The 23,134-nt window shown below is 57.9% G+C and carries 14 protein-coding genes; 5 read left to right on the top strand and 9 right to left on the bottom strand.

The window, feature by feature from the left end; all coding sequences use genetic code 11:
- Nucleotides 1-69 precede the first annotated feature (69 nt).
- Nucleotides 70-489 carry a MerR family transcriptional regulator gene (locus tag IEI95_RS04685; protein ID WP_071203963.1) on the top strand — a complete coding sequence of 140 codons (420 nt, stop codon included), beginning with the start codon at nucleotides 70-72 and terminating at the stop codon, nucleotides 487-489.
- Nucleotides 490-491: 2 nt separating this feature from the next.
- Here the strand turns inward: IEI95_RS04685 and glgB are convergent, their stop codons facing one another.
- The 3 genes from glgB to IEI95_RS04670 are packed head-to-tail and all read right to left on the bottom strand — an operon-like array spanning nucleotide 492 to nucleotide 9,261.
- Entirely contained in the window at nucleotides 492-2,702 is a 2,211-nt protein-coding gene (gene glgB, locus IEI95_RS04680) for a 1,4-alpha-glucan branching protein GlgB (RefSeq protein WP_156532711.1), read from the bottom strand.
- Nucleotides 2,699-6,001, bottom strand: coding sequence for a maltose alpha-D-glucosyltransferase (gene treS / locus IEI95_RS04675; RefSeq protein WP_156532713.1), 3,303 nt, complete (start codon nucleotides 5,999-6,001; stop codon nucleotides 2,699-2,701). Before treS ends, glgB begins: the two co-directional genes overlap by 4 nt.
- 11 nt (nucleotides 6,002-6,012) lie before the next feature.
- Nucleotides 6,013-9,261 (bottom strand): maltotransferase domain-containing protein, encoded by a 3,249-nt coding sequence (locus IEI95_RS04670; protein WP_194416043.1) that lies wholly within the window; start codon nucleotides 9,259-9,261, stop codon nucleotides 6,013-6,015.
- A gap of 280 nt (nucleotides 9,262-9,541) precedes the next feature.
- Here IEI95_RS04670 and malQ point away from each other — a divergent pair, with 280 nt between their 5' ends.
- Both malQ and IEI95_RS04660 read left to right on the top strand, forming a co-directional pair.
- Entirely contained in the window at nucleotides 9,542-11,344 is a 1,803-nt protein-coding gene (gene malQ, locus IEI95_RS04665; protein WP_234934161.1) for a 4-alpha-glucanotransferase, read from the top strand.
- 465 nt (nucleotides 11,345-11,809) lie between these two features.
- Entirely contained in the window at nucleotides 11,810-12,022 is a 213-nt protein-coding gene (locus tag IEI95_RS04660) for a cold-shock protein (protein WP_012653910.1), read from the top strand.
- Between the two features lie 127 nt (nucleotides 12,023-12,149).
- On the opposite strand, the gene dusA is transcribed toward IEI95_RS04660, so the two are convergent.
- The 4 genes from dusA to IEI95_RS04640 all read right to left on the bottom strand — a co-directional run bounded on the left by dusA (nucleotide 12,150) and on the right by IEI95_RS04640 (nucleotide 16,217).
- Complete coding sequence (dusA, locus tag IEI95_RS04655; RefSeq protein ID WP_194416038.1) at nucleotides 12,150-13,175, bottom strand: tRNA dihydrouridine(20/20a) synthase DusA; 1,026 nt, start codon at nucleotides 13,173-13,175, stop codon at nucleotides 12,150-12,152.
- Nucleotides 13,159-14,082, bottom strand: a complete 924-nt coding sequence (locus IEI95_RS04650) for a hypothetical protein (RefSeq protein ID WP_194416036.1) — start codon at nucleotides 14,080-14,082, stop codon at nucleotides 13,159-13,161. The genes dusA and IEI95_RS04650 overlap by 17 nt, the downstream gene beginning before the upstream one ends.
- A gap of 252 nt (nucleotides 14,083-14,334) precedes the next feature.
- Nucleotides 14,335-15,435: a Gfo/Idh/MocA family protein gene (locus tag IEI95_RS04645; protein WP_071203972.1), complete on the bottom strand. Its 1,101-nt coding sequence runs from the start codon at nucleotides 15,433-15,435 to the stop codon at nucleotides 14,335-14,337.
- Nucleotides 15,432-16,217 carry a ThuA domain-containing protein gene (locus IEI95_RS04640; protein ID WP_012653914.1) on the bottom strand — a complete coding sequence of 262 codons (786 nt, stop codon included), beginning with the start codon at nucleotides 16,215-16,217 and terminating at the stop codon, nucleotides 15,432-15,434. The genes IEI95_RS04645 and IEI95_RS04640 overlap by 4 nt, the downstream gene beginning before the upstream one ends.
- A 323-nt stretch (nucleotides 16,218-16,540) precedes the next feature.
- On the opposite strand from IEI95_RS04640, the gene IEI95_RS04635 reads away from it, so the two are divergent.
- Both IEI95_RS04635 and IEI95_RS04630 read left to right on the top strand, forming a co-directional pair.
- On the top strand, nucleotides 16,541-17,254 hold the full coding sequence (locus IEI95_RS04635) for a GntR family transcriptional regulator (protein WP_156537260.1): 714 nt from the start codon (nucleotides 16,541-16,543) through the stop codon (nucleotides 17,252-17,254).
- Between the two features lie 144 nt (nucleotides 17,255-17,398).
- Complete coding sequence (locus IEI95_RS04630; protein ID WP_156537259.1) at nucleotides 17,399-18,340, top strand: dihydrodipicolinate synthase family protein; 942 nt, start codon at nucleotides 17,399-17,401, stop codon at nucleotides 18,338-18,340.
- 29 nt (nucleotides 18,341-18,369) lie between these two features.
- On the opposite strand, the gene IEI95_RS04625 is transcribed toward IEI95_RS04630, so the two are convergent.
- Nucleotides 18,370-21,438 carry an alpha-mannosidase gene (locus IEI95_RS04625; protein ID WP_194416034.1) on the bottom strand — a complete coding sequence of 1,023 codons (3,069 nt, stop codon included), beginning with the start codon at nucleotides 21,436-21,438 and terminating at the stop codon, nucleotides 18,370-18,372.
- A 65-nt stretch (nucleotides 21,439-21,503) separates the two neighbouring features.
- Nucleotides 21,504-22,769, bottom strand: a complete 1,266-nt coding sequence (locus IEI95_RS04620) for a Gfo/Idh/MocA family protein (RefSeq protein WP_156532727.1) — start codon at nucleotides 22,767-22,769, stop codon at nucleotides 21,504-21,506.
- Between the last annotated feature and the right edge of the window lie 365 nt (nucleotides 22,770-23,134).

Raw genomic sequence — 23,134 nt, 5'->3', positions numbered from 1 at the left:
GTTCGTCCTTGTCATTGTGTCGAACCGATCCTACATTCTCTAGTGACTAGAGGAGCAAGGGCTAAATCGATGAATATTGCAATTGGCGAGGCGGCGCGGATCAGTGGCGTCAAGGTAGCGACGATCCGGTATTACGAACAGGTCGGCCTCGTGCCGCAGCCGCCGCGCACGGATGGAAACCGCAGGCTTTACAGCGCGGCTCATTTGCAGAGGCTGACCTTCATCCGCCATGCCCGCGAGCTTGGCTTCGAGGTCGATGCCATTCGCACCCTGCTTGATCTTCAGGATAAGCCCGGTCAATCCTGCTCACCGGCTGATTCGATTGCAAGACAACGGCTTGCCGATGTCGAGGAACGGATCGACCGTCTAAAGGCGTTGAAAACCGAGTTGGAGCGAATGATCACCGGCTGTTCGCATGGCACGATTGCCGAATGCCGGGTCATCGAGGTTCTGGCCGATCACGATCAATGCCGCCATGACCGGCATTGATATTACTCGGACACCCATTTCAGAAAGAGTGTCGCCAGTGGTGGCAGGGCGAGGTTTATCGAAAATTCCCTGCCATGGGCCGGGTGCGGCTCGGCTGAGACGTCACCCTTGCCCTGTCCTGATCCTCCAAACTCACTTGAATCGCTGTTGAAGATTTCCATCCAGCGTCCTTGCATGGGAACGCCGACACGGTAGTCATGGCGCAAGATCGGGGTGAAATTCGAGATCGCCAGAATACAATTCTCCCGGTTCTCGTCATAGCGCAGCATGGCGATCACCGAATTTTCGGCATCGTCGGCAATCGCCCATTCAAATCCGGCGGGGTCGAGATCGCTGAATTGCAGGGCCTTTTCCTGCTGATACAGCCCGTTTAGCTTGGCAACCAGCGTCTGAACTCCGGCGTGATCCGGTCGGTCCATCAAATCCCAGGAGATGGATTGATCGTGGTTCCACTCGATGTCCTGACCGATCTCGCAGCCCATAAATACCAGTTTCTTGCCGGGATGCGCCCACATGAACCCATAATAGGCCCTGAGATTGGCAAGCTTCTGCCAATGGTCGCCGGGCATTTTACCCAGCAACGAGCCTTTGCCATGCACAACTTCATCATGGGAAAGCGGCAGCACAAACCGCTCGGAATATTGATAGACCATGCTGAAGGTCATCGTGCCGTGATGATATTTGCGATAGACCGGATCTTCTTCGATGTAGGACAGGCTGTCATGCATCCAGCCCATGTTCCATTTGAAATCGAAGCCGAGGCCGCCGTCTTCCGGTGATTTGGTCACGCCCGGCCAGGCGGTTGATTCCTCGGCAATCATCAGCGCATGCGGGCAGCGGCTGTGAACGACGCTGTTCAAATGCTTGAAGAACTCGACGGATTCGAGATTTTCCCGGCCGCCGAATTGGTTGGGAATCCATTCGCCGTCATTGCGGCTATAGTCGCGGTAGAGCATCGAGGCGACCGCATCGACCCGCAGCCCGTCGATATGGAAATGCTCCAGCCACTCGAAGGCGCTGGAGATCAGAAAGCCTTTCACCTCCTTGCGACCGAGATTGTAGATCAGCGTGTTCCAGTCCCGATGAAAGCCCTCGCGCGGATCTTCATGCTCATAAAGCGCGCTGCCATCGAAGCGCGCCAGGCCCCAGACATCGGTCGGAAAATGGGCTGGTACCCAATCGAGAAGGACGCCGACGCCGCTGGCATGGCAGCGGTCGATGAAATAGGCCAAATCCTCCGGCGTGCCATAGCGTCCGGTGGGAGAAAACAGGCCGAGCGGCTGATAACCCCAGGAACCGCCGAACGGATGTTCGGTGATCGGCAATAATTCAATATGGGTGAAATTCATGGATTTGACGTAGGGCACCAGCCGCTGGCTCAGCTCCACCCAGTCGAGCCAGCGATTGCCATCTTCAGCGATCCGCAGCCATGAGCCGAGATGCACTTCATAGATCGAGATCGGCTCACGGGCGGCGGAATCGGCGGTCTGCCGGGTCATCCAGGCTTGGTCCGTCCAGGCGAACGGCGTGTTTGACGCGACGATGGAGGCCGTTCCCGGTGCCGCTTCGCTGGCTTTGGCGACCGGATCGGCCTTTTGCGGCAGCACATTGCCTTGCGCGTCGATCAATTCATATTTGTAGCGCTCGCCTGGACCGATGCCCGGAACGAACAATTCCCAGATGCCGCCGGATTGGCGCAGGCGCATCGGATTGCGCCGCCCATCCCAGGAGTTGAAATCGCCAACCACCGAGACGCGCTGTGCAGTTGGCGCCCACACGGCAAAGCCTACCCCTGCCACCCCATCCATCTCTCTCGGGTTGGCCCCCAGCGTGCGGGCGAGATCGTAATGGGTGGCCTCGGCGATCAGATGCAGGTCCATATCGCCGAGCAGCAGGCCGAAGGCATAGGGGTCTTCGGCAATCTGCACTGCGCCCTGCCATTCGATCCGAAATCGGTAGCGCGAGGAGGAGCGAAGCTCTCCCGCAAACAGGCCGCCCGGATGCACCAGATTCAGTCGGCCCACAGGGGCGTTGCTGTTTCTGTCGAGCATTTCAACGCCGAGCGCACCCGGAAAAATCGCCCGGACCACCGTTTCCCCATCTGCCCGATGCGGTCCCAGAATGGAAAAGGGATCGCCGTGTCTGCCGTCGATGAGGGCTTGAACCGCCTGGGCATCGATGCCGGATAGCAAGTCGCTCGTGGCAATCGTCATAGGGAATTCTCCGTCAGCCGTTCGGCAATGTCGGCAAACCCGGCAAGCGGAATAGCGATCCAGCCGGGCCGATTGCTGGCTTCATAGCCGATTTCATAGGCGGCCTTTTCCAGCAGGAACAGGTCGAGGATCTCGCGGCGTTTTTCAGGGTCCATTGCCAGTGATGGTTCTCCGTCGACTGCCGTGAAATAGCTGTCGAGGAAATGCGTCTCGGCCTTCTTGCGAAACGCCTCGATCAGCGCGGCTCTTGCTGCACTGTCGCCCTGGACGACGATCTCGCGGCCCGTATCGGCGGAAGCAGCGAGATAGCTCAGCGACCGGATCAGTCCTGCCACGTCGCGCAGCGGATTGGTCTTTGCCCGCCGTTCGGCAAGCGGGCGGGCCGGTTCGCCTTCGAAATCGATGATATAGACATCGTCTTCGGCAACCAGGATCTGGCCCAGATGGAAATCGCCGTGGTTGCGGATCATCAGCGTGTCCTTGGCAACACTCGCGAGGGTACCGACCGCGCTCAAGATCTGCTCCCGACGGTCCGCCAACATGGTGCTGACCCTGATGGTTTCAGTATCGAGACCATCACTGTCGCTGCCATGACCAATCGCAGACACTCTGTCCAGGCAGTCGGCAACGCGAGCCATGACTGATCGCGCCCAAACGGAGACATCCTCATCACTCATTGCGACCGGCGCGAAAGCCGGGTCGTCTGTGTGCTTGGCCAGTGCCACATGCAACTCGCCAAGCCGCTTTCCGATCACGGCTGCCTGATTGAACAGCGGGTTGAACCGCTCTTGCTCGGCGTCATCATCCTGACCGGCAACCATGCTTTGTTCGAGCGTTTGCCTGAGCGTGTCGAGCATCCAGGTCCAGGCATCGCCCTGATTGCGGATGGCGCCCTGGATGATGATCAATGTCGAGCGCTCATCTTCAGGTGAAACCCTGACGACCTCTCCCAGCAGTGGTGCAGTGTTAGCGTAGCCAAGCCGCGTCAGGTGGCGGGTCATTTCCACTTCCGGGTGAATGCCCTGATGGATGTGACGGATGAGCTTGATCATCGCCATGTCGCCGATGATCAACGAACTATTGGATTGTTCGGCTGATAGCCATTTGACCTGCATGTCGTCGGACAGCTCGATGCCATCGAGTTGTTCGGTGCCGATGAAATCGATGGAACCGCTTTTACTGGAAATGCTGGAGCGTTCGCGCAAAGCCCTGATGACGCCGCGCGCCATGCTTTGCATGGCAAAGCCATCCGTCAGGAAGCCAACCCGGCGTCCTTTCCGCACTCTTGCAAAGGCCAATTGCTGGGCAAGCGCATGGGGGTTCTCATCGTCCCAGGCGATGGCGAACGGTAGAAAATACCGCTCAACGCGATCTTCCAACTCGGTTTCCAACTCACCCAGCAGCAGGTCATTGCCGAAGGGCATCGGAATGGTCGAGATCAGCGAGGCGCGCTTCACCCTTTCGCCCTTGGAGGCAAACCACCGGCGCTTGGCAAGATAGGCAGGCAGGATTTCACGCGAAATCGTCTCTTGGATACCAGGCTCGTCCAGCAATTGGGCAAGCTCGCGCCGCATGACGATGGTAACGAAATCCGGCAATTGCTCCGGTGGCTCTGTGCGCCAGGTTGGCCCATCCGCGTCCGTCTCGCCTGACAGCTTGAACCAGAAGAAACCATAGGGTGGCAGGGTCAGGAGGTAGGTCAGCTGGCCGATCGGGGGAAAGGCCGACATGCCGGTCAGCTCAATGGGAATACGCTTTTCGAATTCGGCCAGATCCAGCTCGACTGCCTGCGGCAGACGCGACAGATTGGCGACACACAGTAGCACTTCGCCCTCATATTCGCGCAGATAGGCGATGATCTTGCGGTTGGCCGGTGATAGGAACCGCAATGTGCCGCGTCCGAATGCAGTAAATTTACGCCGGAGCGCCAGCATATGGCGGCTCCAGTTCAGCAGCGAATGGGCATCAGCCGACTGTGCTTCAACATTGACCGCCTCATAGCCATAGAGGGGGTCCATCAGCGGCGGCAGGACCAGACGGGCCGGGTCGGCGCGGGAAAACCCGCCATTGCGATCCGGGGACCATTGCATCGGTGTGCGCACCCCGTCGCGGTCGCCGAGATAGATATTATCGCCCATGCCAATCTCGTCGCCGTAATAGATCACCGGCGTGCCGCGCATCGACAGCAGCAGCGCATTCATCAGCTCGATGCGGCGGCGGTCGCGCTCCATCAGGGGCGCCAAGCGGCGGCGAATGCCGAGATTGATGCGGGCGCGGCGGTCAGCGGCATAGGTGTTCCACAAATAGTCCCGCTCGGCGTCGGTGACCATTTCCAGCGTCAGTTCGTCGTGATTGCGCAGGAAAATCGCCCATTGGCAATTATCGGGAATCTCAGGTGTCTGCCGCATGATGTCGGTGATCGGAAAACGATCTTCTTTGGCAATCGCCATATACATGCGCGGCATCAGCGGGAAGTGGAAGGCCATATGGCATTCGTCGCCGTCGCCGAAATATTCCTGGGTATCTTCAGGCCATTGATTGGCCTCAGCCAGCAGCATCTTGCCCGGATGACCTTCGTCCATTGCCGCGCGGATCTTCTTCAGGATCGCGTGGGTTTCCGGCAGGTTCTCGTTATTGGTCCCCTCGCGCTCGACAAGGTAAGGAATGGCGTCGAGCCGGAAGGCATCAATGCCGGTATCGAGCCAGAAGCGCATGACCGTGATCAACTCGTCCAGCACAGCCGGATTGTCGAAATTCAGGTCCGGCTGGTGGGAGTAGAAGCGGTGCCAGTAATAGGCGCCAGCTACCGGGTCCCAGGTCCAGTTGGACTTTTCCGTATCGAGAAAGATGATCCGCGTCTCCGGAAACTTCTGATCGGTCTCCGACCAGACATAGAAATCCCGTTCCGGCGAACCGGCGGGCGCATTGCGGGCTCGCTCAAACCAGGGATGCTGGTCGGATGTGTGGTTGATCACCAATTCGATGATGACGCGCATATCGCGGGCGTGGGCGGCATCCACGAAGGCGCGGAAATCGTCCATTGTGCCGTAGTCCGGGCTGACATTGCCGTAATCGGCGATATCATAGCCATCATCGCGCCGTGGCGAGGGAAAGAACGGCAAGATCCAGATGGCGGTAATGCCAAGCGAGGCGATATGGTCGAGCTTTTCCGTCAAACCCTTGAAGTCGCCGATCCCATCGCCATTGCCATCGTAAAAGGACTTGATGTGCAATTGATAGATAATTGCATCCTTATACCAAAGCGGATCGGTCTCGGCCTGCTGATGTTGTTGTTCCATCGGAAATCTCCTCACCTGACGCGGTAAATGCTGAACGGCAGGACATGCGGGTTAAAACCGACCGTCTGCCATTTGCCTGTCCACGTGAATTTTCTCATTGTCACCAGATCCTCGAGCGCGAGACTGCCGCTATCGGGCAGGCCCCAGCGCCACAAAGGCAGCTCGACTGTGCTGGTCTGGTCATTGTGCGGGTCGAGGCTGACTGCCACGAGCAAAACGTTTTCGCGGCCCGGACTGGCCTTTTCGAAAAACATCACCTGATCGTTGGAAGAGGGCAGCAGCGTCAGGCCGAGATGGGAATGCAGCGCCGCGTTTTCGCTGCGAATGCGGTTCAGCATGGTAATCTCGGCAATGATATTGCCGGGCCGGTCCCAGTCCCAGGCGGTGATCTCGTATTTTTCGCTGTCGGCATATTCCTTGCGCTTGGCATCCGGGCGGCCTTCGCACAGTTCAAAGCCGTTATAGACGCCCCAAAGCCCGGAAAGCGTCGCAGCCAGGCCCGCCCGGATCAGATAGGCCGAGCGCGGCGCGTTTTGCAGAAAATCCGGGTTGATGTCATGGGTGTTGACGAAGAAATGCGGCCGGAAGAATTCCTTCGGTGCCTGGGTCGTCAGTTCGAGCATATATTGCTCGAGCTCCCAGCGCAGATTGCGCCAGGTGAAATAGGTATAAGATTGCGAAAAGCCGATCTTGGCCAGCCTGTACATCACCTTCGGCTTGGTAAAGGCTTCCGACAGGAAGACCACCTCCGGGTGACGGGCGCGGATATCGCCGATCAGCCACTCCCAAAACGGAAAAGGCTTGGTGTGCGGATTGTCGACGCGAAACAGTTTGACGCCTTCGCCGACCCACATCTCGACAATGTCGCGCAAGGCCTGCCAAAGCGCGGGAACGGCGTCCTTGGCGTAGAAATCGACGTTGACGATATCCTCGTATTTCTTCGGCGGATTTTCCGCATAGCGGATCGTGCCATCAGGACGCCAGTCGAACCAACCGGGATGCTGCGTCAGCCATGGGTGATCGGGTGATGCCTGGATGGCGAGGTCAAGCGCGATCTCCAACCCCTCATCGCGGGCCGCAGTGACCAGAATTCTGAAATCCTCGAAGGTTCCGAGCTGTGGATGGATGGCGTCATGGCCGCCATCGGCGGAGCCGATGGCATAGGGGCTGCCGGGATCGTTCGGCCCTGCCTTCAGGCTATTGTTGCGGCCCTTGCGGTTGGTCGTGCCGATGGGATGGATGGGCGGGAAATAGACCACATCGAAACCCATGGCGCGAATGGCTGGCAAGCGCTTGATAACATCGGCGAATGTGCCGTGACGGTCCTTGTCGCCGCTTTGGGAGCGGGGGAAAATCTGGTACCAGCTGGCAAAACCCGCCTCCAACCGCTCCGCGTCGACGGGAAGCGGCTGCGAGCGCAACCGGAAAGGCCTGGCATCGGCGCGGTCCATCAATGCAAACGTGTCGGCTCGCAGCAACAGATCGGCGCGTTGCTGTTCAGGGGTCTGTTCCAGGCGAGCGATCAACTGTTCGAGGTCTGAAGCCAGTTGTCCATCGGCCCTTGCCAAAGCCTGGCGCACAAGGGCGATGCCCTCCTGCAATTCTAATTTCAGATCCAGCCTTGCCTCATGTTTCTTGGAAAGCTCGTAATGAAAAATCGCAAATGGATTGCGCCAGGCCTCGACGATAAATTCATGCCGTCCGAGCCGTGACACTGAAAATTCACCCCGCCACCGGTCGTTTTCGATCAGTTCCATGCGGACTTCGCTCCAGTCATCCCTATCGCAGGGCCGCCAGAGCACGGCGGCAGAAAGCGGGTCATGACCATCGCCAAAAATATCAGCCTCAACCGTGATCCGGTCGCCGACAACGCGCTTGATGGGGAAACGCCCGTCATCCACGGAAGGCTGGATATTTTCAATCGCCAGACGGGGTGAGGCGGCGGCATCACTTGCCGTCGTTTTGGGCTCAAACACGATGGCATCGGCCCGTGCCCCGGTGAGCAAGCAAAGCCCGCCCGGGCCGATTTTTCCTGTCTCCAGAATTTCGGACGGCGCTTGGCCCTGGTCGAGCATCAATGGCAGGAAGCCGGAGGCGATTTCGTGAAGCGCATGGAGCGGTAGGGTCGCTGATGTGCGCAGATCGCGATTGAAGGCGACGATCCGAATGCCCTGCGACGACCGAAGGTCTTCGCGGTCGGATTGCACCAGGGCGCAGGCTGGTGAGCCGGCTTTGGCGACGATCCGCAAGGGTTTTCCGAGAAAAACCTGCCGTTGTCCGGCTTGATCGTTGAGGGCGCGAATGCTGGCGGAAAGATCGAAGCTGCCCTGATCCTTCAGGCCCCTGATACCTTGACCATCGCCATGCGTCGGATCGAGCGGGGTGCTCACCCCGAATTCGAAACCCATCGGCACCATCAATGGACCGAAGGCGGCGGCAAGATGAAGGGCGCGGATAGCCTTTCGCTCCGTGATCTCACGGCTTTCCATGCCATGGGCGATCCGCCGGGCAAAAGGGGCTTCGGGAAAAGCGATCTGAATGCCGAGGGCGCGTTGCAGCGCGTATTCCTCGGCAAACCACGGTTCCTCGAGATTCCACCAGGCAAAGGATGAGAAACAGCCGTCAAAGCCTGTGCCTTGCAAAGCGCGCCGCGCCTCAAAACTCGTCCCCGGCGTCCAGGCGAAGAACCGGGCCGACGGACCGGCTGCGATCAGGTCTCGCCAGAAGGATGAAGGTGCGGCATCGATGCCAATACAGCGGAAACCAGCCACGCCCGCAGCGGTAAACTGTGTAATACGCGCACGCCATTCACCCAGCAGATGGGTTGTTTCATCGCTGCTGGTGAAATCGACGGGGCGGCTGCCGGAATGAAAGGGCGAAATCCTTGGATCGGCAATCTGTCCAGGTGGCGTTTCCGTCGCAACCCGGTCAATCACCAGATCCAGCATAAAGTCCAGGCCATGCGCCCGGGCAGCCTTGGTCAGTTCTCGCAGGCACTCATCGCTGCTGCCTGGGAGATCAAGGGCGGGGTCGAATGTGTCGAAGGATTTGGATATGAACAGGCTGGCACCTGCTGCACGCGCAAATGGCGGCGCACTGAGGACTGTATCGAAGCCCAGTCCACGCACATGCTCAAACAGGGTGTTCCAGTCCGCCATGCCTTTCAGCAGCAGCGGATGGATATAATAGATGTTTGGCGCGCTGGACGAGACCGTTTCCCTGATGATGTCTTGTTGTTCGGCAGCATGTGATTGCGTCATCGTCCACCCGCATAATTTGTTTACCAAGGCCAAACACCTCACGCGGCAGGTGGTTCCATTCAATAAAACATATGCCGTTGAGAGTGCAGGCGAAGGGCGGGGGGAAGCCCTTTGCAGGCGTTGGTTGAAACGCTTTGCTGCTCCGGCAATGACAATCGTTGCCGATGGATGGAACCGTACCCTTGAGGATGGGTTGGTGGTGTGACTGCCCACATCGCGACGCTGTCTGCGGCACGGCCTCTGCCGCAGACAGCGTCTATCGCTCAGGATGGACCCGATCATGACGTCAATAATCAACAGACTTGCCAAGAGACATGGGATCAACCTCGCCAGACCGGGAATAGAACAGGCGGAAGTTCCGATTTCAGACGCCACAAAACGTCGGCTGTTGGCGGCTCTCAACGTGGAGGCGGGTGAGCCTGGCCGCAGCTATCTGCCCGATTGCCTTGCTCGGGATCGTGTCTGGGGCATCAGCCTGCAACTTTATGAACTGCGATCAGTGCGCAATTGGGGGATTGGCGACTTTGCCGATTTGCAGAGCATGGTGATGCTTGCCGCCGATCAAGGAGCCGATTTTATCGGGCTTAACCCGCTGCACGCGCCTTTTCTGGCCGACCCCGCCCGGTGCAGTCCCTATGAGCCATCCAACCGGCGCTTTCTCAATCCGCTTTATATCGCTGTCGATCTGGTGCCGGGTTATCATCCAGGCATGAGCGACAGAGAGACGCTCGACGCTTTACGGCGATCCAAACTTGTCGATTACAAAGCGGTCGCCGGTGTGAAGCTTGAGGTTCTGCGGCGGATCTGGGACGGTTCAAGACGGTTGGAGCGAAATGACGATCAGGACAGAGCCGATTTCAAGCGTTTCTGCGATGAAAGCGGTGATGCTCTACAAAATCACGGTCTCTTCGAGGCTTTATCCCGATTCATGAGCGAAGGTGGCCACGGTGCAGGCTGGATGTCCTGGCCTGGGGAGTATCAGGATATCGATCATCCCTCCGTTCGGGCCTTCCGTAGCCAGAATGCCGAGGAGATCGCATTTCATGTGTGGCTTCAATGGGTCGCGCACCGGCAGCTGGAAACGGTTGCTGCCCAAGCGCGCAAAGCGGGCTTGAGAATCGGCCTTTACCTCGACCTCGCGGTCGGCGAAGCGTTGGATGGCTCGGCGACCTGGAGCGAACCGGACATCTATCTGCGCGGCGCCAGCATCGGCAGCCCACCCGATCCCTGGGCGGTCAAAGGCCAGGATTGGCGGCTGGCCGCCTTGCAGCCGGCCTTGATCGCCTTTTCTCGCCGCTCGCCCTACCGTCAGATGATCGATGTCGCGATGCGCTACGCGGGTGCGGTGCGTATCGATCATGCCGCCGCCATTCAGCGATTGTTCCTGGTGCCAGCCGATATGGGGCCGGAGGAGGGGGCCTATGTTGATTATCCCGCCCGCGAGATCCAGGGCGTGATTGCTGAAGCCTCCTTGCGCAACCAATGCCTGGTCATTGGCGAAGATCTCGGTCTGGTGCCGTCGGGGTTACGACAGCAGATGGCGGATGCCAATCTCCTGTCCTATCGCATCCTGTCTTATGAAAGAGACAAGCGCGGTTTTATTGCGCCGGACAAATATCCGGTTATGGCGCTTGCCTGCGTCTCGACCCACGATCACCAGACGTTGGTGGGATGGTGGCGCGGTGCCGATATCGAAGCACGCGCGGCCCATGGATTGGTGCCGGAAGCGGCAAGACTCCAGGAGCAGGCCGCCCGCATTCAGGAACGAGCCGACCTGCTGCGGGCCTTTGCGTTGGCCGGGATAGAGTTGCAAGATCACGGTGTCGAACAGCCGGATCTGCATGAGTGTGTGGTGGCGGCTCATCGGTTCATGGCGAAAACAGCCTCCATGCTGGTCTCTGTCCGGCTTGCCGACCTTACCGACGAGGAAAACCCGACCAATATTCCGGGAACCAGCAGTAGCTATCCCAATTGGCAGCCGAAGCTTTCGGTCGCCTGTGAGGATCTCACCGGGTTCACCCTTTTCAATCGGATCGTCGACGCCGTCCGAGAGGAAAGACCCAAAACAAAAGAGGGGAGCTAGAGATGAGTAAGAGAAAACTGGCCGCCGCTTTTCTCGAAAAGGCAGACTCAAACAACCACACCGACTGCCTTTGAAAACATGTCGGAATGCGCCTGGATCTGACCGTGAATGAATGCCCCTAGATATTGAGGGGTAGTCTATTGAACCCAATTATGGCCGCAATGGAAACCGCTATTCCAGCGGGTATTTCAGCAGAAAAAACGCATAAATGCTTGCCGCTTTGAGCGATTTCCTGTAGATAATTTCGCGTTCGGGTATTTATGATCCCGGAGACTGGACTGATTGTATCTCCGCGCTTAATCTTCTGGGTTGCTCGGCTTTGGGGGCTTAACCTCCGCTGGTAGACGTCTTTTCCCCGTTATCGCGACTTACCGACCTGTCTCTTCGCGAAGGGACGATGCATGCTTCATCCGGCCGCCGCCGGGCGTGGCGAAACTAAAAACTCAAGGGATAAGGACTTCTCCCATGGCCATCAAGGGCACCGTAAAATTCTTCAATCAGGACAAGGGCTTCGGCTTCATCACCCCGGAAGGCGGCGCGAAGGACGTTTTCGTTCACATTTCCGCTCTCCAGGCTGCTGGCATCCAGACGCTTCGTGATGGCCAGGAAGTTACTTTCGACACCGAAGCTGACCGCATGGGCAAGGGCCCGAAGGCTGTAAACATCCGCGCTGCGTGATTGTTTCGCCTCCGTCCTTCACGGCGGATGATTTTGAACGGCGTTCCGCAAGGAGCGCCGTTTTGCGTTTATCGCGTCTGGTTTCATTCCTTCAATGAGGCGTGTGCAAAAAATCTGAGGTGAGACTTCAGGCGGCCCGCACAGGACCGGCATCGATATCCACCGCAGCAAAGGCGGCGGCGATCACATCAGGACCAGCCCCTGGTTTCGGTGCGTCTGCCGAAAGGATCTGGCGAAAGCGCCGCGCTCCGGCATAGCCCTGAAACAGCCCGACCATATGGCGAGTCAGATGCACCAGACGTCCACCCTCGGCGATATGCCTGGCGGCGTAGTCCATCATCGTGTCGCGAACGAGGTCCATGCTGGAAGTCTTGACGGGTTCGCCATAAATGCGAGCATCGACTTCGGTCAGCATCGTTGCATTGTTATAGGCGGCACGGCCGACCATAACACCATCCATGACCTGCAAATGCGCGCTGGCCTGATCCAGATCGGTAATACCGCCATTGATCCCAAGGAATAGATCCGGGTTCTCCTGTTTCATCAGGTGAACCAGCGGATAATCCAACGGCGGAATGTCACGGTTTTCCTTCGGGCTAAGTCCTTGAAGCCAGGCCTTGCGTGCATGAATCCACAGGGCGTCCGCCCCAGCGCCGATCATCCGTTTGATGAAATCCGGCAGAACATCACCCGGTTCCTGGTCGTCGACGCCGATCCGGCATTTGACGGTGACGGGAACGGTGGAAGCCGCTTTCATCGCCTTGATACAGGCCTCGACGGTTTGCGGTTCGCGCATCAGGCAGGCGCCGAAGGTCCCGGCCTGGACTCGGTCGGATGGACAGCCAACATTCAGGTTGATTTCGTCATAGCCCCAGTCATTGGCAATCCGCACGGCTTCCGCCAGCTTATGCGGATCGGAACCGCCAAGTTGCAATGCCAGCGGGTGCTCGCTGGCGTCAAAAGCCAGCAGGCGATCCCGCTTGCCATGAAGAATGGCATCGGCAACGATCATTTCCGTATAGAGCAGCGCATGGCGGGTCAGCAAACGGTGGAACCGCCGGCAGAATGTGTCCGTCCAGTCGATCATCGGGGCGACAGCGAAGACTTTATGGGAGCGATAGCCGAGTTTCAGCGGCTCAAGCGGCTGTTGCATCTTTACACGCTCTCTGGATGAAGTGGTAAAGCAGAAGATCGACTTCCAGGAGATGCTGAACACGGCTGATTTTTCTCAGCACATCGGCCAGCTGATGGATGGTCTCTACGGGTGGCTTCATCTGCACCACATTCTCCGGTACGCCCAGGTTTGCCGCAATCAGCTTGGGGTAACTGGTATCGTCCTGACCGGGATCGAAAACCGTAAACTGCGATAGAGAATCGAGGGCTTTGGTGACGTCGTCGAGAGAGGGGACGTCGGTCGGGTTTGCGGCAACCAGTTGATGAGTGAAGGGGGAGGCCAGCAGATTCAGGGTTTCTTTTGGCGCGTGGCGGATGGCGGTGATAACCGCCTCCTCATCCTGAAAGGCCAAGCCTTCAAACAGGTTCATGACCGGCTTGAACAGCAATTTATCGCGCGGCGAAACGAAGGAAAACTCATGCTTGTTGGATCGGCTGAAAACGATTATGCGCGTCGCCAACTCATAGAAGGGGTCACGCAAGGCAAGCATTGTGGTGTCGATATTGTAGCCGATGTAAACCAGATAGGCTTTCAGCAGAATCCGGCCCGAAACGTAGACTGAAGGCTGGTGAATGATCTCCAGCATCTGGCGAACGGTTTCAAAACCGAAACGTTCAACGCCGCATTCGAAAAACTGGAAATAGGGTTTCACCCCCAAATCCAGCTCTCTGTGCGGCAAATAGGATGTTTCGATCCGCAAGACCTTTTTTGGAATATATTCTGGCTGGGCTCGCCGGTAGATGGTGAGCCTCGTTTCAGGATCATAAATCTCCAGCTTTGACGCGGTGCTGATGCCCGGAATATTGTCGTCGTTCAGAACGAAGCCAACATTTCCGGTCTCGTGAGCGCCGAGAGCGCGAGCGCCATCAACGTAAACCCACGGCAAGATTTCGGTTTCCCTGTCCTCGTCATTCAGCCGGACGCGAATGCAGGGTTTCGTGGAAAAGCCGTCAGGGACGATATAGCCCTGTATCTCCGCTCCAGTATCTTGGTAAACGCAGAAATTCATTTATCTACGGGCATCTCTCATTGTGAAGACACTCTATAAGAGCCAATTTTAATTTCGTCCAGCCTTACTCGGCAGGCTGGACATGATGACAGGCGTGACGGCGTCACAAAAGCCAGAGGATCATGCCGCTCACCTTGATGATACCGCAGCCAGCGAAGGTGCCGCATCAACACGGCGAACGGAATGTTCGCGCCGCTCCAACTCGGTCACCATGGCCAGATCCAGCACTTTTTGCAGGTCAGCCGCATGGCGGAAGTCAGGTTCGCGGGTTTTGCCCTCCAGCACCGCCTCGACGAAGCGCTGGTAATTGGTGGCAACGGTGCCGGCATCCAGTTCCGTCCAGATGCCTTTTTCCACATCGTCGCCCATGCAGGCGCGCAATGTATTGCCCGTTGGCGTGTGGATCACCTCCAATGCGCCCTTGTCGCCATGCATGCGCAGGCGCAATTCATTGAGGTGGCCGGTCGCCCAGCGCGAGGCATGTACGACGCCAATGGCGCCATTGCTGAATTCCGCCGTCATGGTGAAACTGTCATTGGCATCGAGATCATAGTCACCAATCCGGTTGCCCGGCGCTTTCTCAAATGTCTTCAACCGTGCGAAGATATGTTCGACATCGGTTGCCGCGCCATAGCTGGCGAAATCGAGAATATGGATGCCGACATCGCCCAGCACCCCGTTCGAGCCGTGCTTGGTGGACAGCCGCCAGAGCCATTGGTCCTCGGTTGCCCAGTCGCCCCAGGCCTTGGACACCAGCCAGCTTTGAAGATAGGAGGCCTCGATATGACGGACCTTGCCAATCTCTCCAGCCTGAACCAGCTGTCGGGCCTTCTGTACCGGCGCGACATTGCGATAGGTCAGGTTGACCATATTGACCAGCCCGGCGGCATTGGCTTTGCGGGCCATCTCATCAGCTTTTTCAAAGCTTTCCGCCAGCGGCTTTTCGCAGAACACATGCTTGCCCGCCGCGATCAATTGCAGTGTCGTCGGATAATGGACCCGGTCGGGTGTGACATTGGCGACGGCATCGAACTCACCCCAGGCAAGCGCGTCCTCCAGCGAGGTGAATGTATTGGCGATATCATGGCGCAGCGCAAAGCCCCGCACCTTGGCGATATCGACATCGACGGCGCCGACCAATTGCGCGTCGCTATTAGTGGCAAACTCTATGGCATGGCGGTTCGCCATGCCGCCGGTGCCGAGAATGAGAATACGGACGGGTGTGTTCATCGATATCCGGCCTCCCCGGCCTTATGCAATTTCGGACCCCGTTCCTGGATCGGCTCGAGCGCCTGATCGACCGGCACATTCGGGGCGTCATGAATGCTCTTCAGCGCCGGGCGCGGATTATACGCCCATTTCACCGCGTTGGAGATCACCTGTTGTATCGTTTCGTTATGATAGGTCGGATAGGTTTCATGACCTGGACGGAAGTAGAAGATATTGCCAGCGCCGCGCCGCCAGGTCAGGCCGGAGCGAAAAATCTCGCCGCCGGAAAACCAGGAGATGAACACGGTTTCCAAAGGCTCCGGCACGGAAAAGAACTCGCCGTACATTTCCTCGTTTTCCAGCACGAATTGTTCGGGTATGCCAGCCGCAATCGGATGGCCGGGATTGACGGTCCAGACGCGCTCGCGCTCACCGGCTTCACGCCATTTCAAGGCGCAGGGCGTGCCCATCAGCCGTTTGAACGGCTTGGCGAAATGGCCGGAATGCAGGACGATCAGGCCCATGCCTTCATGGACGCGGGCGACAACCCGCTCGACGATCTCGTCGCGGACGCTGCCATGATCCTTGTGGCCCCACCAGATCAGCACGTCGGTCTGCTCCAGGCGCTCAGTGCTCAGGCCATGCTCGGGCTCCTGCAAGGTTGCGGTCGTGGCCTCGATGTCGCTGTCCCGGTTCAAAGCCTTGGCAATGGCTGTATGCATGCCTTCCGGATAAAGATTTCCCACCACTTCATTGAGGTGCTCATGAATATTCTCACCCCAGACAACCGTCTTGATCGTCACGCGCTTCTCCTATCGGTTGAAATTTCCATCCGTGAAAAATCCGCAGCCTGATGGCTGCAAGCCCCCATTTGTCCGTCGCCGGCTTCCCTTGGTGCCGTTTCCCCCTGTGACACCGCATCCAATGCCAAAATCATCGACGATAAGGCACCGAATATATTGACGCATCTTAGTGCCAAGCTTGGCAATTTCGAGACGATGAGATGTCCCATCTTTCCAGAAAGTTGGATGCCAGATCGTCAAATCAAGTGGGACAAATGCAATTCGGGCTTTTTTCGGCGAAAATGATAGATTGGAATGAATCAGCAGCAATCGGGAACAGGCTCTTGGACGATAAAACGGTCGACACGGAAAAACCAATCCACAGGCGTGGCTATGGAGTCTCGACAGTCTATGAGACTTTGCGCAATGAAATCATTGAGCTGACGCTGGCGCCCGGCAGTCCTGTCGATGAGCAGCAACTGTCCGACCGCTTTTCCCTGTCGCGCACGCCGATCCGCGAAGCACTGGTACGGCTTGCAGCCGAAGGCCTGATCACCACGCTGACCAACCGCGCCACCATCGTCTCTTCCATCGACTTTCTAGGCCTCTCGGAATTTTTCGATGCGCTGACCTTGATGTACCGGGTGACGACACGGCTTGCCGCGCTCAACCACACGCCTGATCATATCGAGCAGATCCTCCGTTTCCAGGAGGTTTTTGCGGAGGCAGTCGAGCGGCGCGATGTGCTGGCAATGATCGCCAGCAATCGGGATTTCCACGTCGCCATCGCGAAGGCCGGCAAAAACCGCTATTACGAGGATCTCTTCACGCGATTGCTGGATGAGGGCCGCCGGATTCTCCGGCTCTATTATTCGTCCTTCAACGATGTGCTGCCAAGGCAATATGTCACCGAGCATGAAGACATGATCCAGGCAATCATCGAGCGTGATGCTGATCGCGCCGATGCGCTGGCTACAGCCCATGCCGACCAGATTGTGCGGCAGATCCGCTCCTATATCACCGCCGATGGAAGACAGACCGTAAATCTCAAGCTTTGATCCGAAGCCGATATCAAGACGAGAAGGATTTTTGCGGCTTGGAGTTTTGTATTTTATTTGTCGACAAGATGCGATGAAAATGGTAGTTCGCTTCCATTGGCTATGGACCGCGCCCTTTGCCTGCGGTCAATCTGGGAGAGTTCAATGACCCAACTGGTTTTCAAGGGATGCATTCCCGCTTTGATGACGCCTTGCAAGGCGGACCGAACCCCCGATTTCGACGGGCTGGTTCGCAAGGGCAAAGAGCTTGTCGGTCTGGGCATGTCGGGCGTGGTCTATTGCGGATCGATGGGTGATTGGCCGCTGCTGAGCGATGAACAGCGCCAGGAAGGCGTGCATCGGCTGGTTGAAGCCGGTGTGCCGACCGTGGTTGGAACCGGTGCGATCAACACCCGCTCAGCCGTCAGCCACGCGGCCCATGCGGCGAAAGTCGGCGCAAGCGGCTTGATGGTGATCCCACGGGTTCTGTCGCGCGGCTCTTCGATTGCCGCCCAGCGCGACCATTTTTCCGCCGTTCTGGAAGCGGGCAAGGATTTGCCCTCGGTGATCTATAACAGCCCCTATTACGGCTTTGCGACGCGCGCTGACCTGTTCTTCCAGCTGCGCGCCCGCTTTTCCAACCTGATTGGTTTCAAGGAGTTCGGTGGCAAGGGCGATATGACCTATGCGGCCGAAAACATCACCTCCGGCGACGATGGCTTGATCCTGATGGTCGGCGTCGATACCGGCGTCTATCATGGCTTCGTCAATTGCGGTGCGGCTGGCGCAATCACCGGGATCGGCAATGCTTTGCCAAGAGAAGTTCTGCACCTGATGGCCCTTTCCAAAGAGGCGGCCACGGGCGACCCACGGGCGCGCCGCGAGGCCAAGGAGCTGGAAGAGGCGCTGATGGTGCTTTCGACCTACGACGAAGGCCCGGACCTGGTGCTGCACTATAAATATCTCATGGTCCTGAACGGCGAGACCGAATATACGCTGCATTTCAACGAGACAGACGCTTTGAGTTCCTCGCAACGCGCCCATCTGGAAAATCAGTATGCGCTGTTCAAGTCCTGGTACGAAGCCCGCTACCCCAGCCAGCGGTGAGGGTTTGCTTTAGAGTTTGACGCAGCAACCTATCTGTAGAGTTTCAGCGTCAGAATTTCGAAGGGCTGGAAGGCAAGATCCAGCCCTTTTTCGTTAATGTCTACCGCCACCGGATTTTCCTCAAGCAGATCGACGAGGGCGGCATGGGTGATCCCGTTGTCGAGTTTAATCCGCGCGTGACGCTGGCTTCCGGTGGTTTCCCAGAGGCGGACGATATAGCCATCGCTCGCCTCTGCCTGCTTTACCGCCTCCAGCGTAATGCCATCTGTTTCTATCGACAGCAGTGGCGGGGCTTGATCTCCTGATACGACATTAGCCTGTCCGGTCGCGACGACCTGCAAGGGCATGTTGAAATCCTCGGCGGCATTATGCACGACGGCCTTGTCGCCATTATGCAGCAGCAAGGCGTAGCGCAGGCGATGCTCGCCTTGATCGGCATCCGGCCAGGGATAGGTCGGTGAGCGCAGCAGGGTCAGGCGAATATCGCTACCCTTTGCGTCATAGCCATATTTGCAATCGTTGAGGAAGGCGATGCCGAAATCGGGTTCGCTCACATCGATCCAGCGCTGCATGGAGCATTCGAACCGGGCGCGGTCCCAGGAGGTGTTGCGATGCGTGGCGCGGCGGACATGACCGAACTGGATTTCCGCATCAATTGACGCGGTGTTGAGCGCCATCGGGAAGCCGGTTTTGACCAGCGTATTGTGCTCATGCCAGTCGATGACTGTATCGAATTCCAGCTTCCTGCTGTCGGCTTCCAGCGAAACGACCTGAACAATACGCGACGCCTCGTAGCGCCATTCAAACCGGATTGCTACGCGCAAAGGCCCGGTTTCGACAATCTCGGCGCTGACGAGATCATCGATCTCGAAACTCTGGTCTTCAAAATCGCTATCGATATCCCAGGCATCATATTCCGCTGGCATGTCGCGGAAGGCCTGGAGGCGATTGGCCGTGTGGCCGGGCTTGAAGATGTAGCGGTCTCTCACCTTGTCATGCAATGACAGGATGCGACCTTTGGGGTCGAACACCACATCCAGAAAGCGGTTGGCAAGCCGAAATGGTTCTACGTCAACGGCGCCGGGCGGTGTCGGGCCGCAGGGCAGGGCGGCGGACAGGGACAGCGGCGGCACGTTTTCCAGCCGGACGGCGTGGGTTTTCGATCCATCGGCTAGAACCAGGGTTTGACCCGAGGCATGAGGTTGATGGGTCAGAGCCAGACCGGAGCGATGGCGACCGGTCACATTCAAGACGACATCGCCGCCATGGGTTGGCAACAGCGCCAGGAGTTCGGCGCGCAGGCTTTCAGCCTCGGCAAATAGCCTGGCGTAATCGCGGTCACTGTCTTCATAGACGGCGCCGATGGACGATCCCGGCAGGATATCGTGGAACTGGTTGAGCATGACGATGTCCCACAGGTCGCGCAATTGCCGGGTGGGATAGGCATGACCTGCCTGCCGCTCCGCCATCACCGCCAGCGTCTCCAATTCCCGAAGCGCGATTTCGGCTTTGCGGTTAAAGCGCTTGTTCTTGGCGACGGAGGTCAGCGTGCCACGATGGAATTCCAGGTAAAGCTCGCCGACCCAGGTCGGATAGCTGTCTGGATTGGCCTGCATGTCAGCAATCAGGCGCTCGAAAAAAGGCCGCATCTGTCCGTGTTCAACCTTCGGGCAGCCGGGTATGCCGCGCTCCATCCGGCGGATGTTCTGGAGCATTTCGCGGGTTGGGCCACCGCCGCCATCGCCATGGCCATAGACCAGAAACAGTTCCTTGCCGAGCCGTTGTTGGCCGTGGCGTTTCCAGGTTCCCATCACATGGGTCGGCTTCAGGTTGGGGCAGTAGGTGGTGTTGATCAGCTTGGAATCATAGGGCTGGGTGGTCAGGAAGTAGGCGACCACCTTGCTGCCGTCGATGCCCTGCCAGAACAGCTTGTCGTCCGGCATCCGGTTGGTGTCGTTCCACGACAGTTTATGGGTGACGAAACTGTCGAGGCCGGATTTGCGCATCAATTGCGGTAGGGCTGCCGAATAGCCGAACGTGTCCGGCAACCAGACCATGCGTGGCTCGACGCCAAAGGTCTTGCGATGATAGGCGACCCCATAGAGGATGTGGCGTACCAGCGCCTCGCCACCAGCGATATTAACGTCAGGCTCCAGCCACAGCGCCCCTTCAATTTCAAACCTCCCGGTCGTCACATGGTTGCGGATGCGCTCGAACAATTGCGGATAGTCGTCAGCCAGATAGTCCAGCAGCACGCATTGGTTATACATGAAGCGGTAGTCGGGAAATTCCTCCATCAGGGCAAGGGCGGTTGCCATGGATCGCGCCATCTTCTGCCGGGTTTCCCGCACCCGCCAGAGCCAGGCGACATCGATATGGGTATGGCCGGTTGCCACTACGACAGGCTTTTCCTCGAAATCAACGGCATTGTAGATGGCCGCCGTGATGGCCCGTGCCTCGGCAAGCGAGGCCTTGAACCTGCTCTCATTACTCTTTCGAAAATCCACGGCGTTGATGGCATCGTCCAGCGTGCGCAGAATGAAATGGCGACGCGGGTCGTCTTCTGCCAGCAGGCGGGCCACGTCCAGTGGCACACGCATGTCGTAATAGGCTTCTTCAACCTCCAGATCATGGTGATGTAGGCTGACGGCAAAGCCGAGTTGCCGCCGATCCTCGATTGTCCCCGCTTCGATCAGGATGTCGAAACTCTGACCGGCATGGGCCGCCGGTGACAGCAGGAATTCGCGGTGGTTGGCATCGCCGCCCTGGGTGATTGTCCCATCGATCCGCACCAGGCATTGTGGATCACTGCGGCCCATGACATTGCCAAAAGCCGCCTCGATGCGTCCGACGATCCGCTTCCCATCCACGCTCTGGGGCAGGGTAGCCTTGCCGCCGAACCAGTAGTAGCCATCCGGCTCACCCCAGATATGGTCCGGTGTTACCGCCACCCAATGCTCGCGGCTTTCGTTTAGCACGTTGGCACGCTCGTCATAATGTGCTGCCCGAAACCGCAGTGGCACCGAAACGCCGAGTGGCTGGAAGATAAGATCGGCCAATCGGGCGAGCAGGCTATCGAGCTTTCGTATGGTTTTCATGGCGGCGTCTGTATCCGATGTTGTTCTGCTGAACCGACAATTGCGGTACCTTTGTCCTATCGATTTTAAACCGTCTGCTCCAGAAGGCCGATCCCTTCATCCTCACCCCATACATCGGCAACAGTGACGGGCTTGCCGCTGCGGCTGCTTTCCAGCGCGGCAATCCCGCACAGAACCGACATGGCCCCAGCCCTTGCGCCAGCGCGCTGGCGCAATTCGTCATTCATGCCGGGCTTCAGCAGCATATTGCGCAGCCGGTCGTCGCCGCCGTAATGGCCGCCGGAGGAATGCGGCACCCAGATGCGCTCGACCTCGCCGAAATTGCGCATCAGCACGATTTCATCGGCAGGGGGCTCGGTCCAGGGCTGTTTTTCATACTGGCGAAGCTCAATACGCCCCTTGTGGCCATTGAAGGCAATATGATGCCCCTCAATCGGCATATAGGTATTCAGCGAATAGGAGACATGGACACCGTTCTTGTAGCGGATATTGGTGACCATGGTGTCGGGAATGTCGATATCCTCCCGGTAGACGCAGGCATCACGCACATAGCCATCTTGCTTGGAAGGCGCTTCGTAAAGCGCTTCCAGCAAAGGCTCCTTGCGCATATCGAAATAATGATCGCATTGCTGCGCATGGGGACAGGTGCGACAGCGCTCGCCGCGAAACGGCCCATTGCGCCCATAATGCTTCAGGTCGGCAAAGGCGGAGACCAGATCGGGATCTGAATCAAGATACCAATTCAGGAGATCGAAATGGTGGGTGGCCTTGTGGACGAACAGGCTGCCGGAATTTTCGGTATAGGCATGCCAGCGGCGGAAATAGTCGGCGCCGTGGCTGGTGTTGAGATACCAATGAAAATCGACAGAGGTGACATCGCCGATGACGCCTGAATTCAGCAATTCCTTGATGCGGGCCGCGGTCGGCGCAAAACGATAGTTGAAGGAGACGTCCAGCCGCCTCCCGGTGCGCTTTTCGGCATGCAGGATGCGCTTTATCTTGGCGGCGGTGGTGGTCATTGGCTTTTCGCTGATCACGTCGGCACCCGCCTCCATTGCCTTGACGATCAACTCGTCATGGGTGCTGTCACGGGTACAGACAATCACCAGATCCGGCTTTTCAACGGCCAGCATCTGGTCGAAATCCAGGTAGATCGGCACCGAGGAGCCGATATGGGCCTGCGACTGTTCGGCGCGCAATCCGTTCAGGTCGCAGATTGCCACCAGCTCGACCTGGTCGCCCCAGCGCTGGACAATGTCGCGGCCCCACATGGTCGTTCCCCGATGGCCGGCGCCGACCAGAGCAAAGCGTCTCTTGCGTATGACTTGCATGCCATCCTCCTTGGCTACAGCCTTGGTGTCCTGCAGGCGCTATCACGCCGTCTCTGGCGGACAGGGCGCCCACAAACCTCCTCCATAGGCTGCGTGGTTGTTCAAGACTCAATCATGGTGTCAGGGCCGGTTTTTTGCACGAGAATGCCAAGGAATCCGGCGCGCAAAACTCCCTCCAAGGGCTCGCGCGCTTCTGGCTGCCTCCACTCTTTTGGTGATGATGCAAAATCATTTCCTTCGACCTGACTTAACTGCTATGCTAGCATATCATTTGCCGTTGTCATGCTGTGATTGTTTGTCTGCATGAAATTTTCACGGCTTGACAGGCGGTGGAAACATCGACAATTTGTAAAAGAAATGCCGGT

This window comes from Agrobacterium vitis (genome assembly GCF_014926405.1).
In the GTDB taxonomy this organism is placed as follows: Bacteria; Pseudomonadota; Alphaproteobacteria; order Rhizobiales; family Rhizobiaceae; genus Allorhizobium; species Allorhizobium vitis_H.
The sequence above is the reverse complement of the archived record's forward strand: the minus strand, read 5'-3'. Positions and strand labels throughout refer to the sequence as shown.